At 64.5% G+C, this 14,493-nt stretch carries 9 protein-coding genes and 1 tRNA gene; 6 read left to right on the top strand and 4 right to left on the bottom strand.

Going from position 1 to position 14,493, the window contains the following annotated elements; genetic code table 11:
• Positions 1-57: 57 nt before the first annotated feature.
• Entirely contained in the window at positions 58-1,545 is a 1,488-nt protein-coding gene (locus FB481_RS00510) for a sensor domain-containing diguanylate cyclase (RefSeq protein ID WP_147174772.1), read from the bottom strand.
• Between the two features lie 283 nt (positions 1,546-1,828).
• Between FB481_RS00510 and FB481_RS00515 the strand changes: the two genes are divergently transcribed.
• The 5 genes from FB481_RS00515 (at position 1,829) to FB481_RS00535 (ending at position 5,858) form a co-directional block, all read left to right on the top strand.
• Positions 1,829-1,905, top strand: a tRNA-Ile gene (locus FB481_RS00515).
• Between the two features lie 146 nt (positions 1,906-2,051).
• Positions 2,052-3,335, top strand: a complete 1,284-nt coding sequence (gene egtB, locus FB481_RS00520; protein ID WP_093499838.1) for an ergothioneine biosynthesis protein EgtB — start codon at positions 2,052-2,054, stop codon at positions 3,333-3,335.
• A gap of 2 nt (positions 3,336-3,337) precedes the next feature.
• Positions 3,338-4,300, top strand: coding sequence for an L-histidine N(alpha)-methyltransferase (gene egtD, locus FB481_RS00525; protein ID WP_147174773.1), 963 nt, complete (start codon positions 3,338-3,340; stop codon positions 4,298-4,300).
• Between the two features lie 126 nt (positions 4,301-4,426).
• Positions 4,427-5,026 carry an acyltransferase gene (locus FB481_RS00530; RefSeq protein WP_256662691.1) on the top strand — a complete coding sequence of 200 codons (600 nt, stop codon included), beginning with the start codon at positions 4,427-4,429 and terminating at the stop codon, positions 5,024-5,026.
• Positions 5,027-5,204: 178 nt separating this feature from the next.
• Entirely contained in the window at positions 5,205-5,858 is a 654-nt protein-coding gene (locus FB481_RS00535; protein ID WP_178109809.1) for a response regulator transcription factor, read from the top strand.
• A 155-nt stretch (positions 5,859-6,013) separates the two neighbouring features.
• Here the strand turns inward: FB481_RS00535 and FB481_RS00540 are convergent, their stop codons facing one another.
• Positions 6,014-7,645: a hybrid sensor histidine kinase/response regulator gene (locus tag FB481_RS00540; protein ID WP_147174775.1), complete on the bottom strand. Its 1,632-nt coding sequence runs from the start codon at positions 7,643-7,645 to the stop codon at positions 6,014-6,016.
• A gap of 187 nt (positions 7,646-7,832) precedes the next feature.
• On the opposite strand from FB481_RS00540, the gene FB481_RS00545 reads away from it, so the two are divergent.
• Positions 7,833-8,216: a hypothetical protein gene (locus FB481_RS00545; RefSeq protein WP_093499829.1), complete on the top strand. Its 384-nt coding sequence runs from the start codon at positions 7,833-7,835 to the stop codon at positions 8,214-8,216.
• A 307-nt stretch (positions 8,217-8,523) separates the two neighbouring features.
• On the opposite strand, the gene glyA is transcribed toward FB481_RS00545, so the two are convergent.
• Together glyA and FB481_RS00555 are read right to left on the bottom strand one after the other, a co-directional pair.
• Positions 8,524-9,777, bottom strand: coding sequence for a serine hydroxymethyltransferase (gene glyA, locus FB481_RS00550; protein WP_093499827.1), 1,254 nt, complete (start codon positions 9,775-9,777; stop codon positions 8,524-8,526).
• A 373-nt stretch (positions 9,778-10,150) separates the two neighbouring features.
• Complete coding sequence (locus tag FB481_RS00555; protein ID WP_178109810.1) at positions 10,151-14,320, bottom strand: EAL domain-containing protein; 4,170 nt, start codon at positions 14,318-14,320, stop codon at positions 10,151-10,153.
• Positions 14,321-14,493 lie beyond the last annotated feature (173 nt).

Genomic DNA, 14,493 nt, shown 5'->3' on the forward strand with positions numbered 1-14,493 from the left:
AATTAGCGTTTTTGTAGTCGTTGCCCAGCAAAAAGCTGGGCATGGCTGCAGTGCCTGTCAGACGGGCTGTGCGGCGAGGTTCACGCGGTTGCGGCCGGCACTTTTGGCGGCATAGAGGGCGACGTCGGCTGCGGCGACCAGGTCGGCGGGCGTCTGTATCGCCTGCCCGGGAGTACAAGAGGCGACGCCAATGCTCAAGGTGAGATTGGCGTAGGGCGAACCCTGGTTGGCGATCGCCAACGCCTCGACGTCAGCGCGGATACGCTCGGCCACGGCCATCGCTGCCGTGCTTTCCGCGCCTGGCAGGATCAGCGCCAGTTCTTCGCCGCCGTAGCGCGCGGTGGTATCCGCGGCACGCTTGGCGTGGCGCTTGAGTATCGCCGCCACCTGTTTGAGCGCTTCATCACCGGCGGGATGACCGTACTGGTCGTTGAAACGCTTGAAGTAGTCCACGTCCAGCAGTACGAACGACAGCGGTTGAGCCTGGGCCGCGGCGGACTGAAAGGCAGCACGCAATGCTTCGTCCAGGCGGCGGCGGTTGGCCAGGCCGGTCAGGGAATCCTCGCCGGCCATGATTTCCAGCGCATGGTTGGCCAGCGCCAGATCCCGGTGCATGCTCTGCAGGCGCGCTTCCATGCGGCCCTGGCGGCCGAGCGCACGCCAGATCAGCCAGCCCATGGAAAACAGGATGACCAGTACACAGGCAGCCAGCGACCAGTTCTGCAGCGAGCGGCTGCGCCAGGCGGCCATCGCCTCCTCTTCACCGAGTGAAGCAGCCACCAGAATCGGGTATTCATCGCTGGTATCGAAGCCGTAGATACGCCTCACGCCGTCGATCATCGCCGTGAGCACCAGGCTGCCGCGCGTCACACCCTCTTCGTTCACCTTGCGCAGCAGTGGGCTGCTGGACATGTTCAGACCGGCGTGTTGGTCCGAGTCCTTCGACCTGACCAACAAGGTGCCGTCGCGCTTGGCCATGCCGATCACACCCTGGCTGCCCAGGTCGATGGTCTGGTAAAAGTCCACGAAGTGCTGGACCAGTAGCGTCGCCATCACTACGCCGTGAAACTCGCCACTGGCATCGCTCAGCCGCATGGACAGGGAAATCACCCACTCGCCACTCATGCGGCTCTTCACCGGCGGGCCAATGTACAAGCCGCTGACCTGATTATTGCGATGCACGAGGAAGTACTCGCGATCCAGGGCAGAGTAACTGGTGATCGGGTTGCGCACCGTGGTGACCAGGGGCCGGCCATTGGCATCGAGTACCGTGAAGCCCTGCACGTCTGTCAGGATCGCCGACTGCGCCCGCGCCACCTCCAGCACCTCGTTCAGGCTCTCGGGGCCATAACCGGAGACCTGCAACTTGCGCTGCATGCCAAGCAGCACGGCATGGGCATCACGAATGGTCGATTCTGCCTGGCGGGTCAGTGCCGCCGACAGGTTCTCCATATCGGCGACATGCTGGCGCAGCGACTCGCGCCTGTCCCATTCGACCTGCAGGAAAGTGAGCACCACCACGGCCAAACCCACCACACTGGTCATGATCGCGACCAGGCGTCTGAGGTAAGTGATCTTGGAGGTCTGACTCGTCAAGGTGCGGGCCCGGCTAGGCTGGTTGGGCTCATATCGTCAGCGTGGTGGCACGGCGGGATAGGAACGTCGTGCAAATTATGAACAAAACGGCGGGGGGATTGCACGCGGTTTTGCTGAGCGCGGGCGCGCAATCGTTTGTCATCCAATGAACCCTTTCGGGCGTTCCAGCAAGCCGTGGCGCATCGGATTGGCACTCGGCGAAGTGCATCGGTATACTCCGCCAGCCTTCTGGGGGCCTATAGCTCAGTTGGTTAGAGCAGAGGACTCATAATCCTTTGGTCCACGGTTCGAGTCCGTGTGGGCCCACCACCTTCAAAGCCGCGCATTGCGCGGCTTTCTCCCCATTGCCGACTACTCATCGTCGCCACCCAGCCACTTTCTCTGAACCTTTCCCACCCCCATCCAGTCGGCTCTAGAACCGTCGCGTTTCGCGGCGCCGGCACAGGATGCGTGTTATGCGAGACCGCACCAGCAGGATCGCCACTTCACCACTGCACGTCGAACAGCTCTGGCAGCGTTACCAGCGCGTACGCGCTGCCAGTGAGCGGCTTTGCGAGCCGCTGGAGGCCGAGGATCATGTGATCCAGAGCATGCCGGACGTGAGCCCGCCCAAGTGGCATCTAGCTCATGTCACCTGGTTCTTCGAGGCCTTCATATTGCAGCCATTCCTGGCGGATTATCGCCCGCTGGACGAGCGCTACGACCATCTCTTCAACTCCTACTACAAGACCCACGGCACGCCCTTCGAGCGGGCGCGGCGGGGGGTGTTGTCGCGGCCGACGGTGAGCGAGGTGTATGCCTATCGCAGCCATGTCGATCTGGCCATGGAGCAGCTGTTCGGCCAGCGCGGTGCTGAGTTGCCCGACGAGGTGTTGCAGCGCATCGAGCTGGGGCTGGAGCACGAGCAGCAGCATCAGGAGCTGCTGTTGATGGATATCAAGCACATCCTGGCGCAGAACCCGCTGCGGCCGGTTTACCGGCATGACCTCAAGCCCGGCGGCGGTCAGGCGAGCGAGCTGCGCTGGATCGAGTTTCCCGCCGGGCTGCGCCAGGTCGGTTTTAGCGGCGAGGGCTTTGCCTTCGATTGCGAGCGGCCGCAGCACCGGGTGTTCGCCGAGGCCTTCCAGTTGGCTAACCGGCCGGTGAGCAATGGTGAATATCTTGAGTTCATTCGCGATGGTGGTTACCGCAGCACCGCGCTTTGGCTGGCGGACGGTTGGGACCACATCCAGCGCGCCGGCTGGCAGGCGCCGCTTTACTGGGAACGCGAGGGCGACGACTGGCTGGAGCTGACCCTCGGCGGGCCGCGTGAGCTGGATCTGGCTGCGCCGGTCTGCCACCTCAGCTACTTCGAGGCCGAGGCTTTCGCCACCTGGGCCCAGGCGCGATTGCCTCGCGAGGAAGAGTGGGAAATCGCCGCCCAGGACGAGCCTGTGTGGGGCAACTTCGTAGAGAACGATCACCTGCAGCCGGTAGCGGCGGGGGCCGGTGATTGCCTGCAGCAGCTGTATGGCGATGTGTGGGAGTGGACCGCCAGCGCCTACCGGCCGTACCCCGGCTTTCGTCCATTGGGCGGCAGCCTGGGTGAGTACAACGGCAAGTTCATGTCCGGGCAGATGGTGTTGCGCGGCGGCTGTTGCGCCACGCCGGAAGACCACGTGCGCCCCACCTACCGCAACTTCTTCTACCCCACCATGCGTTGGCAGTTCTCCGGCCTGCGCCTGGCCAAGGAGCTCTGAGCATGGCACTGGCAATCCGTACCCACGAACACCCCCAGAACCTCGAGCAGCAGGCGCTGCGTGACGAGGCCCTGCGCGGCTTCGCGGCCAGTCCGAAGGCGATGTCGCCGAAGTTCTTCTACGATCACCGCGGCTCGCAACTGTTCGAGCTGATCTGCCAGCAGCCGGAGTACTACCCGACGCGCACCGAGGAAACCATCCTGCGCCTGGCGGCGGACGCCATCGCCGAACTGGCCGGGCGCAACGCCAGCCTGGTGGAGCTGGGCAGTGGCGCCAGCCGCAAGATTCGCCTGCTGCTCGAGGCCCTACGCCCGGCGCGTTACCTGGGCATCGATATCTCCCGCGAATTCCTGGATATCTGCACGCGCCGGCTGGCCGCCGACTACCGCTGGCTGGACGTGCACGCGCTGTGCGCCGATTTCAGCCAGCCGCTTAAACTACCCGCCGAGGCATTGGGGCAACGGCCGCTGGCGTTCTTTCCGGGCTCGAGCATCGGCAATTTCGACCCGATCGAGGCGCGCGCCTTTCTGCGTAATCTGCACCAGGCGCTGCCGGCCGGCAGCGGCTTGCTGATTGGCGTGGATCTGGTCAAGGACCGCCAGGTGCTGGAGCGTGCCTACAACGACGCGGCCGGGGTCACCGCGTTGTTCAACCTCAACCTGCTCGAGCGCATCCGCACCGAACTGGACAGCGACATCGACTCGCAGCGCTTCGAGCATCGGGCGTTCTACAACGAGCAGGCCTCGCGCATCGAGATGCACCTGGTAAGCCGCGAGAATCAGCAGGTGCGCATCGAAGACCGCTTGTTCGATTTCGCTGCCGGCGAAACCCTGCACACGGAGAATTCCTACAAGTACACGCCCGGCACTTTCCGGGCGTTGGCAAGCGAGTGCGGCTTCGCGTCGGTGGCCATGTGGCGCGACCCCGCCCAGCTGTTCAGCGTGCATTTTCTGCGGCGCGAGTGAGGGCGCGCGGTCAATAACCCCGCAGCAAATCTTGGTAACAATTGCAGTGCGATGGTGTCTGTAGCATCGGCGTGGCAGACCTGAACCTCTTCAGGCGCCGCGCCGATTGCACACCCCTCGAAAAGGATGCCAGCTTTGCAACGTTTGATAACCCTCGTCACCCTGTCTGCCCTGATCTCCGCCTGTGGGCAAAGCGCGCCATCGGAGTCGGAAATTTCCAAAACGCTGGCCGACAGTATTTCCAGCAAAGGCTGCGCCACCTCGACGCTGTTCAAGCGCTTTCCGATTGCGCCCGACATGGCCAGCAAGAACGGCGCCATCACCCGGCCGTTCGAAGACATCGGCTTCATCGCCCAGAGCGCCGATGGCTACCAGCTGACGGACAAGGGCCAGGCCGAATACGACGCCGAGCGCTCCGGGTTCTGCTACACGGACAGCTACCAGATCAGCGATATCAAGGTCATCGACGAAGAGGCCGAGCGCGACCTGCCGCCGGCCCTGTCCGGCGCTTGGACCGTGAGCTTCACCGTGGCTCCGGCCAGCGTCGATGAATGGGTGAAGAACCCGGAAATCCTCAAGGCGGCAAGCCGGGCGTCGCTGGATAAGCTCGTTGAACCGCAAGCCCTGAAAGTGCGTGTTGCCCGGGAGAAGGGTAAGGACGAGCTGATCATCGCCGATCCGCGCTTCGGCTTTAATCCGGGCATTCATTTCAATATGGGCTGGTAACGCGTCCCCTTGCGAGCCATGTGCCATTGCTGCCGTGGCTCGCCTGGTTTTGCAGTGGTGCCGAAGGTCGTCGTTCGGGCTTTGGCGCTGCGCTTGCGGCGAACAGTCTTTCGTTTCGTCGGTCAAGTCTGTGAACCAGTGCTGGCACGCGCAAGGTATATGACCTTAGTCTGAGCCCATGACCGACACTTCCCCCATTCTCGAACGCCCGCCACAAGAGCGCATCATCGTGGCCGATGATCATCCGGTGTTCCGCGAGGGGCTGAGCCGCATTGCGCAGCGGGTGTTCCCCCACGCCTGCATTCTCGAAGCCGGCGATATGGACGAGGTGTTGGCCCTGGCCGTTGCCGGCGCACCGCCGAGCCTGTTCATGCTCGACCTGCTGTTCCCCGGGCAGTCGCCGGAGGCCATCGGCGCGTTGCGCCAGCGCTTCACGCGCAGCTCCATCGTTATTGTGTCGATGGTCGACAACCGCGAGTTGATCGACGAGGTGATGGCGGCCGGTGCCGATGGCTTTATCGGCAAGGCGACGCCGCCCGACGAGATCGCCGAGGCGCTGCAGGCGGTGCGTGACGGTGATTTCGTGCTGACCCTGGGGCCGGCTGGGGTGCCGGCCTTCGCCGAGGCGCGGCACCTGCTGGAGCAGCTCACGCCACGGCAGCAGGACGTGCTGCGCCTGCTGGTGCGCGGCCTGGCCAACAAGGAGATCGCCCGTGAGCTGGATATCTCGCCCTTTACCGTGCGCATCCATGTGTCGGCACTGATGCGCACGCTGGATGTGGGCAGCCGTGCGGCGGCAGCGGCGATGGGCGCCAAGGCCGGGCTGCGCTAGGCTCTGTACGAAAAGTACCTGCGCTCGGTGATGCTTTGTTAAAAAGCGGTTCGGAATGCTCATTTACAGCTCGTAAACTCCGCTTCCTCACCAATTTTTGCCTCGCCTGACCTTCGCTCGGAGACTTCTCGTACAGAGCCTTGACGGTCTGTGGGCTAGGCCGCCTGGGCCTTGAGCTTCAGGGCCACCAGCAGCGAGCGCAGTTCTGCCGGCTGCACGGGTTTGGAAAGAATCGGTATCTGGTCATCACCCACCGCTTCCTGCACGCGGCGTACATCGTGGCCGGTCATGATGATGGCCGGCACCTGGCGGGCGGCGAGGGCGCGCACGTGGGCGATGCAGTCGGCGCCGGAGGCTTCCAGGCCGAGGTCGAAGTCGGTCACCACCAGGTCGATATCCGCCGCCACGTCGGGCAGCGAGGTGTAGGTGTCGACCACGCAGCCCCATTTCTTCAGCAAGGTGGCGGTGGCGAGCAGCACGTTGTGGTCATCCTCGATCAGGCAGATGCGCAGGCCGTTGAGCATGCTCGGCGCCTGCGGCTTGGACGCTTGCGCTGTCGCCTGCTGGACCGGCGCGCTGGCCAGCTGCAGGCCATCGATGGCCGCCAGGGTGCCTTTGCCTTCCACCGAGCGGATGCGCACCTGCAGATCCATCAGTTTGCCCAGCCGGCGCACGATGGTCAGCCCCAGGCCCATGCCTTCCACGTCGCTGTCGCGGGTCTGCCGCACGCGGTAGAACTCCTCGAAGATGTTTTCCAGATGCGCCTCGGCGATACCGCGACCCTTGTCGTAGAGCTCGATGGAAAGCGTCGAACTACGCCGCCGGCAGCCGATCAGCACAGGCTGGCCGGGGGCGTACTTGAGGGCGTTGGTGAGCAGGTTCTGCAGCATGGTGGTCAGCAGGCTCTGGTCGGCGTGCACGTATACGTCCGGGCAGTGCAGACGGATCTCCACGCCGGCCCAGCGCGCCGCCTCGGTGTTTTGCTGGATCAGCTGGCGTAGCAGGCCTCTTAGCGGCAGCGGCTCCATATGGGCGACCACCTTGCCGCTGTCCAGCGAGTACATGTCCAGAATCGTACGGAACAGCCGGGCGACACTGTTCAGGGACTTGTCGATGTTCTCCACCAGGCGGTGCTGCTCGCCATCCAGGCGGCTGTCGCGCAGGCAGGCGGTGAACAGGCTGATGGAGTGGATGGGCTGGCGCAGGTCGTGGCTGGCCTGAGCGAGGAACTGCGACTTGGCACGATTGGCGGCCTGCTCGGCTTCGGCGGCCAGGCGCGAGCGCTTGAGCAGGGCGTGCATGTAGGCCGGCACCATCAGGGTAGTGAGCAGCAGGGTGATGATCAGGTAGGGCTGCGACTGCCAGTAAGCCGAGACGCTGGCGATGATCGCCAGCGACAGGGTGGCCAGGATGGTCGCCAGCAGCAGGTAGCTGGAGCCATAGCGCAGGCCGTAGCCCACCGTGACCCAGATCAGGATGGCGTAGACCGGCAGCATCGGTTCGCCGCCAAAGCCGATGGTTACGGTGATACAGGTGTAGTCGCTGAGCATGGTCAGCACACGGCGCACCGGGTAGTGGCCGGGGCGTCGACGGATGTCGATCCACAGGGCCAGTGAGGCGGCCAGGAAAAGGCACTCGAGCAGCAGAATCCAGCCGGCCAGCGTGGGGTCGATGGCCGAGCGCAGGTGCATCAGCAGGGTGTAGCAGATCGCGATCGGCGCGATGATCAGGCGCACGACGGCCTGGGCACGTTCGACATCGTAGGTAGGCGAGGCAGTGGCCAGCATGACGGTTCCCTGTGTGCTAACGCGGATATCCGGCCACCATAGGCCGCTGCTGCGTAGCTGCGCAAGGCGCGCGCCAGGGAGCAAAGTGCCTCTAGCACACCTGTGCTATTTCGGTGTGCCAACCCGCTTCCTAGAATCCCGCCATCGCTTCGGCACGGGCCGGAGCCCAGTGACCGAGGGATTCTAGATGAACATCAACGGAACGATTGGGGCTCTGCTCGTCGTGCCAATGCTGGCGACGCTCGCTGGCTGCCTGCCACAGAACACGCAAAGCCAGGGCCTGCACAGCTCCCAGGTGGCCAACGGTGCCGCGCCGTGCACGCCGAGCACGTCGGACAGCCTGATCGCCTCGGGGCGTAGCCTGCTGAGCATCGCCAACTCGGTGCTGGAAACCCAGCAGAGCTTGCAAGGCACCTCCACCACCTATGCCCAGCGCGTCGACGCCGCCGAAAAGGCCCAGCGCGTCAACCAGGGCAACAACGTGCTCAATAACGTCGAGAGCATGACTGCTGGCCTGGGTGCCGGGTCGCCGTGCACGGCGGCGGCTGCACCGGCTGCAGCATCGCGTTGATGGAAGCGGCCTAGCCGCGCAACCCCGTTGGAAAGACCCGCCGAAGAAACCGCGCCATTGCGCGGTTTTTTCGTTGTGGCCGCCATTCGCCCCGGGTCGGGGCTCCTGCGCAATGGTGGGGTGGCCGCTTTTTTGTGGGAGCGCCGCCCGCGGCGCGAAGCGATGGTTGGCACGTAGCGGTATTGCGGCGTGGCCAGCATTCGCCTCCGGGCGGGGGCTACGCGGGACTGGGCTTGTCGCCAGCACATTTTCCCGCAGGCATAAAAAAGCCCGGCATCAGCCGGGCTCTCTATCGCAGCGCTGGCGCTTACTTGCCGTAAACCGGCAGTTTGGCGCAGATGGCCTTGACCTTCTCGCGCACGGCGTCGATCACCGCGTCATTGTTCAGGTCGGCGAGGATGTCGCAGATCCAGCCAGCCAGCTCGCGGCACTCGGTTTCCTTGAAGCCGCGGGTGGTGACGGCCGGGGTGCCGAAGCGCAGGCCCGAGGTCACGAACGGCGAACGCGGGTCGTTAGGCACCGAGTTCTTGTTGACGGTGATGTAGGCCTTGCTCAGCGCGGCGTCGGCGTCCTTACCGGAGATGTCCTGCTTGATCAGCGAGAGCAGGAACAGGTGGTTCTGGGTGCCGCCGGACACCACGTCGAAGCCGCGCTCGATGAACACTTCGGCCATCGCCTGGGCGTTCTTCACCACCTGCTGCTGGTAAGCCTTGAACTCAGGCTGCAGCGCTTCCTTGAAGCAGATCGCCTTGGCGGCGATGACGTGCTCCAGCGGACCGCCCTGGGCGCCCGGGAAGACCGCGGAGTTGAGCTTCTTCTCGATCTCTTCGTTCTTCTTCGCCAGGATCAGGCCGCCGCGCGGGCCGCGCAGGGTCTTGTGGGTGGTGGTGGTGACCACGTCGGCGAACGGCACCGGGTTCGGGTACACGCCAGCAGCGACCAGACCCGCCACGTGGGCCATGTCGACGAACAGGTAAGCACCGACCTTGTCGGCGATGGCGCGGAAGCGCGCGAAGTCCAGCACCTGGGAGTAAGCCGAGAAACCGGCAACGATCATCTTCGGCTTGTGCTCGACGGCCAGGCGCTCGACTTCGTCGTAGTCGATCAGGCCGTTGCCGTCGATGCCGTACTGCACGGCGTTGTACAGCTTGCCGGAGGAGGAAACGCTGGCACCGTGGGTCAGGTGGCCGCCGTGGGCCAGGCTCATGCCCAGGATGGTGTCACCGGCGCTGAGCAGGGCCAGGTACACCGCCGCGTTGGCTTGCGAGCCAGCGTGCGGCTGGACGTTGGCGTAGTCGGCGCCGAACAGCTGCTTGGCGCGGTCGATGGCCAGTTGCTCGACCACGTCGACGTGCTCGCAACCACCGTAGTAACGCTTGCCCGGGTAGCCCTCGGCGTACTTGTTGGTCAGCACACTGCCCTGGGCTTCCATCACTGCTGGGCTGGTGTAGTTTTCCGAGGCGATCAGCTCGATGTGCTCTTCCTGGCGCAGAGCTTCTTGCTGCATGGCGTCGAAGAGCTCGGCGTCGTACTTGGCAATGGTCAAATCACGGCTGAACATGGCAATCCCCTGAAAGTCAGCTGGGCGGAGTAAAGAGGGGGCGGATTCTACCGCATCCGGGCTGGCCAGGCATATGAAGCGTGGTCATGAGCGGGACAAGTGGCGCTCACGAAGTGCCTGTTCAGGATCTTTCGGCGCGACTTCAGCGCTTTGACTGCAAAGTGGCGGGAGCGGTCGGTGAGCAGAACACTTTTGTAGGAGGGGCCGGGCGGCGATCCGCTTCAGCCCCGAGCTCTTTGTTTGCCTTGATAAAAAGCTCGGGGCTGAAGCCCCTCCTACGGGTTACGCGAACGGCCGCTTCTGCCTAGTAGCAGCCTCTGTAATGTCGCCTGAAAAGATCGTGAGCAGGTTCTCGACGCCGCTTGCCGTGCCGTCACTCGAGCATGAACAGGCTGCGCCCGCAGAACTGCGCCTCGAAGCGATGGGCGGGCATGGGCCGGCCCAGCAGGTAGCCCTGCACCTCGTCGCAGTCGTAGGTGCGCAGGAAATCGAGCTGCTCCTGGGTTTCCACGCCTTCGGCGATCACCGACATGTTCAGGCTGTGGGCCATGGCGATGATGGCACGGGCGATCTGCCCGTCCTGCTCGCCGTGGGGCAGGCCGTCGACGAAGCTGCGGTCGATTTTCAGTACGTCGATGGGGAATTGCTTGAGGTAATTGAGCGACGAGTAGCCAGTGCCGAAGTCGTCGATGGCGATGCATACCCCGAGATTCTTCAGGTCGGTGAGGGTCTGCAGCGCGGCGCCAACGTCCTGCATGAGGATGCTTTCGGTCAGCTCCAGCTCCAGGCACGCGGCCGGAATGCGGCTCTCGACGAGGATGCGTTCGATGCGCTGGCGCAGGTCGCCGTCGCTGAACTGGCGCGCCGAGAGATTCACCGACACCTTGGGCACGCGGATCTTGTTGTGGTGCCAGATGTTCAGCTGACGGCACGCCTCGGTCAGCACCCAGTCGCCGACCTGTACCACCAGGCCGAGTTCTTCGAGCACCGGGATGAACGCACTGGGTGACACCAGGCCGCGCTTGGGGTGCTGCCAGCGCAGCAGCGCCTCGACACCGGTCAGGCGCTTGCCGTTGCCGGAGAACTGCGGCTGGTAGTGAAGCAGGAATTCGCCCTGTTCCAGGGCGTGGCGCAGGTCGCCTTCGAGCTCCAGACGCTCCAGGGCGCTGGCGTTCATGGCCGCCTGGTAGAACTGGAAGTTGTTCTTGCCGCGCTCCTTGGCGTGGTACATGGCGGTGTCGGCGTTCTTCATCAGCTGGCTCGGCTCGTTGCCGTCCTGCGGGCCGAGGGCGATGCCGATACTGGCGGTGACGAAGAACTCGCGGCCTTCGAGCACGAAGGCCTGGGCCAGGCTGTCGAGAATCTGCTCGGCGACGTGGATGGCGCGGTGCAGGGCCGCATCGCGGCTGGCGCTGGAGCGCAGCAGCAGGGTGAATTCGTCGCCGCCCATGCGCGCGACGGTGTCGTCCTCGCCGACGCAGGCGGCCAGGCGTACGGCCACGTCCTTGAGCATGCGGTCGCCGGCGGCGTGGCCGAGGGAATCGTTGATCGGCTTGAAGCGGTCCAGATCGAGGAACATCAGCACCACCCACTCGCGGTGCCGTTCGGCGTGCTGCAGAGCGGTGTGCAGACGATCCTGGAACAGCGTGCGGTTGGGCAACTGGGTCAGGGCGTCGTAGTAGGCCAGGCGATGGATGCGCTGTTCGCTGGCCTTGCGCTCGCTGATGTCGCTGAAGAAGCACACGTAGCTGACCAGGTCGCCTTCCTCGTCATGGACAGCGGTGATGCCGACCCACGCCGGGAAGTTCTCGCCATCGCGGCGTTTGAGCCAGATTTCGCCCTCCCAGGTGCCGCGCTGGCGCAGCTGGGTAAGGACGTAATGCAGGTGGGTGCTCTGCTGGCTGTCGGCCGTTAGCATGCCCGGTAACTGGTCGAGCACCTGCTCGGCGTTGTAGCCGCTGACCCGGCTGAAGGCGTTGTTGACCTGCACGATGTAGCCCGCCGGGTCGGTGACCAGAATCGCCGCCGTAGAGTGCTCGAAGACCGTCGCGGCCATGCGCAGGTCTTTCTCGGCACGGCGTTGTTGGGCCACGTCGCGGCCCACGCCGAGCAGACCTTCGAACTTGCCGTTATCGTCCCACATTGGCACCAGGCGCAGCTCCATGGGAATCTTGCGGCCGTCGGCACGCAGGAAGTCGACGATGAACAGTTGCGGTGTGAGGGTCTGGCGCAGCTCGTGCATTTGCTGATGCACGCCAAGGGCGCTACGGATGCGCCCGAGCAGCGCGTAGACCGCGCCGAGTTGCTGCGGGTTGGTAGCCAGGCTGCCGAAACCATGGGCCTGCACCCAGGCGGGCGGGTAGCCCAGCACGGTCTGCACCGAGGGGCTGACGTAATCGAGGTTCAGCTGGCTGTCGGTGGAGAAAATCACATCGCTGATGCTTTCGGCGAGCATGCGGTAACGGTGCTCGTTCTCGCGCAGCGATTCGTTACGGGCGATCTGCCCGGTAATATCTCGGGCCACGCTGATCAGGCGGCTGACCCAGCCATTGGCATCGCGGGCCAGGGCTTGCTCGCTGATGCTGAACCAGCGCCAGGAGCCGTCTCGGTGGCGCACGCGGGCCTGGGACTCGAGCGGTACGCCGTTGGCAAGCACGCGTTGCATATTGCGTGCACGTTCTAGCTGCTCATGATCGTCGGGATGGATGACCTGCCGCCACCACCGGTCGATCTGGTTGGTCAGGCTGCCGGCTTCGTAGCCCAAGCGGCTGGCGATGTCGTGGTTGCTGAACAGGATCGTCTGTGTGGCCAGATCGGTGACGTAGAGGGTGTCCGGTACCGCGCGCACCACCTCGGCCCAGAAGCGCTCGCGCTCGACCAGCGACAGCTCCATGCGTTTGCGGCTGCTGATGTCGCTGATGCTCAGGGCGACGGCGTGCAGGTCCTCGGGGCTTTCCGGCAGGCGCATCACCAGCCACAGGTGGCGGGTAATGCCATTGTCGCCGTCTATATGGCTTTCCAGTTCCAGGTGGCCGCCACCATCGAGCAGGGCGGCGCTGAGCTGGGCGCGGAAGCCCTGGGCGCGCACCGAGCCGCGATTGATCAGCTGCTCCCACGCCTGCTCGGTATTGCTGACGCCAAGCAGGCGCAGGGCGATCTGGTTGGTTTCGGTGAAGCGCATGTGCTGCAGCAGTTCGCCATGACGCTGCGGGTTGGCTTCCAGCCAGGGGATCAGCTCAGCGCCATTCTTCAGGCTCTGCTCGCGCAGAAAGTGATAGAGGCCGGCCAGGTCCAGCACGCACAGCGCCGTGCCGGTGCCATCGAAAATATCCTGGTAGCGGCGGCGGGTTTCCTGCAACACGCGGGTCGCCTGCTGTTGCTCGGTGACGTCGCGCAGCACCCAGACGAAGCCCAGCAGGCGCGACGCGTCGCGCAGGTCGCTGCGGGTGACGGTGAACAGGCGGCTCTGGTTGTGCAGGCGGATCTCCACCAGGTCGGGACCTTCGTCGCTGCGAAAGGCGGTGGCGTGCAGCAGCAGCGGGTTGAGACTCGGCAGCAGTTCGAACAGATGCCACTGGCCTGCGTCCGGGGCACTGACGCCGAACATGGTTTCGGCCTGGGGGTTGAGGTAGGTCAGCCGGCCGGTGACGTCGGTGACCAGCACTCGCTCCTCGATGGCACCCAGGGCGCTGGCGGCCTGGTGCAGGGAGCGCCGCGAAGCGGCATTGAGTTCGTGCAAATGGCCCTGTTCACGCACCAGGCGATAGAGGGCGAACAGGGTGAGCAGGCTGCACAGGGTGAACAGCAGGATCTTGCCGAGCATTTCCGGCAACACCCGGGCCTGCACCCTGACCTCGTCGAGCATCGCGCGCAGCTGCCAGTCGGAACCCGGCAGATCCTGCAGCACGATGGTTTGCGCCTGGTTGGCCGCGGTGATCATGGGAAAGTTGCGTTCCCCGGCCATGGCGCCGCGCGAATCGGCGATGACACGGAGGCTGGTGGTGTCTTCAAGCTGCCAGGACACATCTTCCTGGGTACCGTTGGGCAGCCAACTGCCCAGGGCGCCGGCGTGCAGCCGTACTACCCAGTAGCCGTCGTCCTCGCGCAGCAGCAGGTCGAGGTGGCCACCATCGATAGGGTCGAAGACGTAGTAATAGCTGTGCTGGCCGGTGCGACCGATCAGCTCGGCGAGCAATGCCTGCTCGGCCGGCGGCATGGGGCTGCCGGGGCGTGGCTGACCGCTGGCATCCAGGTGGACGAGGCGCTGCAGTGTCGGGAAGACCACGCGCAGATTGTCCAGATAGCGCTGTTGCTGTTCGAACGAGTCGGCCGGCCCGCGGGTGGCCCGCAGGACCGCAGCGCCAGCGTTGGCCAGCGATGCCATGTTCAGGCTCAGTTGCTTGGCCAGCTGTTCACTGACGGCCAGGCTGAGCGTGCGCTGGTTGTCCTTGAGCTGGCGGAACTCGAACTGCATCTGCCAGAACAGGAGCACCAGCAGGCCGAGCACCAGCACCACCAGGACGCCTTTGAGGGAGCGACGCATGGGCGTGATCGTGGTATCGCGTTGAGGGCGAATGGTTTCGGCAGCTGACACGTGATGACGTCCTGCAACGGCGAGGTCGGGTAAGCAGGTTATGCGCTAATAAAGGTTAAACAGGGACGTCCGCTTCCCAAGTCGGCTAGCATGCCATAAATGTGGCTAAGTGCCAGCCAAAG

It is taken from the genome of Pseudomonas sp. AG1028 (genome assembly GCF_007993955.1).
Classification (GTDB): domain Bacteria; phylum Pseudomonadota; class Gammaproteobacteria; order Pseudomonadales; family Pseudomonadaceae; genus Aquipseudomonas; species Aquipseudomonas straminea.

What these genes read in the sequence shown, in the direction of transcription:
- FB481_RS00510 (WP_147174772.1), bottom strand. Translation starts at nt 1,545, where the DNA reads ATGACCAGTGTGGTGGGTTTGGCCGTGGTGGTGCTCACTTTCCTGCAG.
- egtB (WP_093499838.1), top strand. Translation starts at nt 2,052, where the DNA reads ATGCGAGACCGCACCAGCAGGATCGCCACTTCACCACTGCACGTCGAA.
- egtD (WP_147174773.1), top strand. Translation starts at nt 3,338, where the DNA reads ATGGCACTGGCAATCCGTACCCACGAACACCCCCAGAACCTCGAGCAG.
- FB481_RS00530 (WP_256662691.1), top strand. Translation starts at nt 4,427, where the DNA reads ATGCCAGCTTTGCAACGTTTGATAACCCTCGTCACCCTGTCTGCCCTG.
- FB481_RS00535 (WP_178109809.1), top strand. Translation starts at nt 5,205, where the DNA reads ATGACCGACACTTCCCCCATTCTCGAACGCCCGCCACAAGAGCGCATC.
- FB481_RS00540 (WP_147174775.1), bottom strand. Translation starts at nt 7,645, where the DNA reads ATGCTGGCCACTGCCTCGCCTACCTACGATGTCGAACGTGCCCAGGCC.
- FB481_RS00545 (WP_093499829.1), top strand. Translation starts at nt 7,833, where the DNA reads ATGAACATCAACGGAACGATTGGGGCTCTGCTCGTCGTGCCAATGCTG.
- glyA (WP_093499827.1), bottom strand. Translation starts at nt 9,777, where the DNA reads ATGTTCAGCCGTGATTTGACCATTGCCAAGTACGACGCCGAGCTCTTC.
- FB481_RS00555 (WP_178109810.1), bottom strand. Translation starts at nt 14,320, where the DNA reads ATGCGTCGCTCCCTCAAAGGCGTCCTGGTGGTGCTGGTGCTCGGCCTG.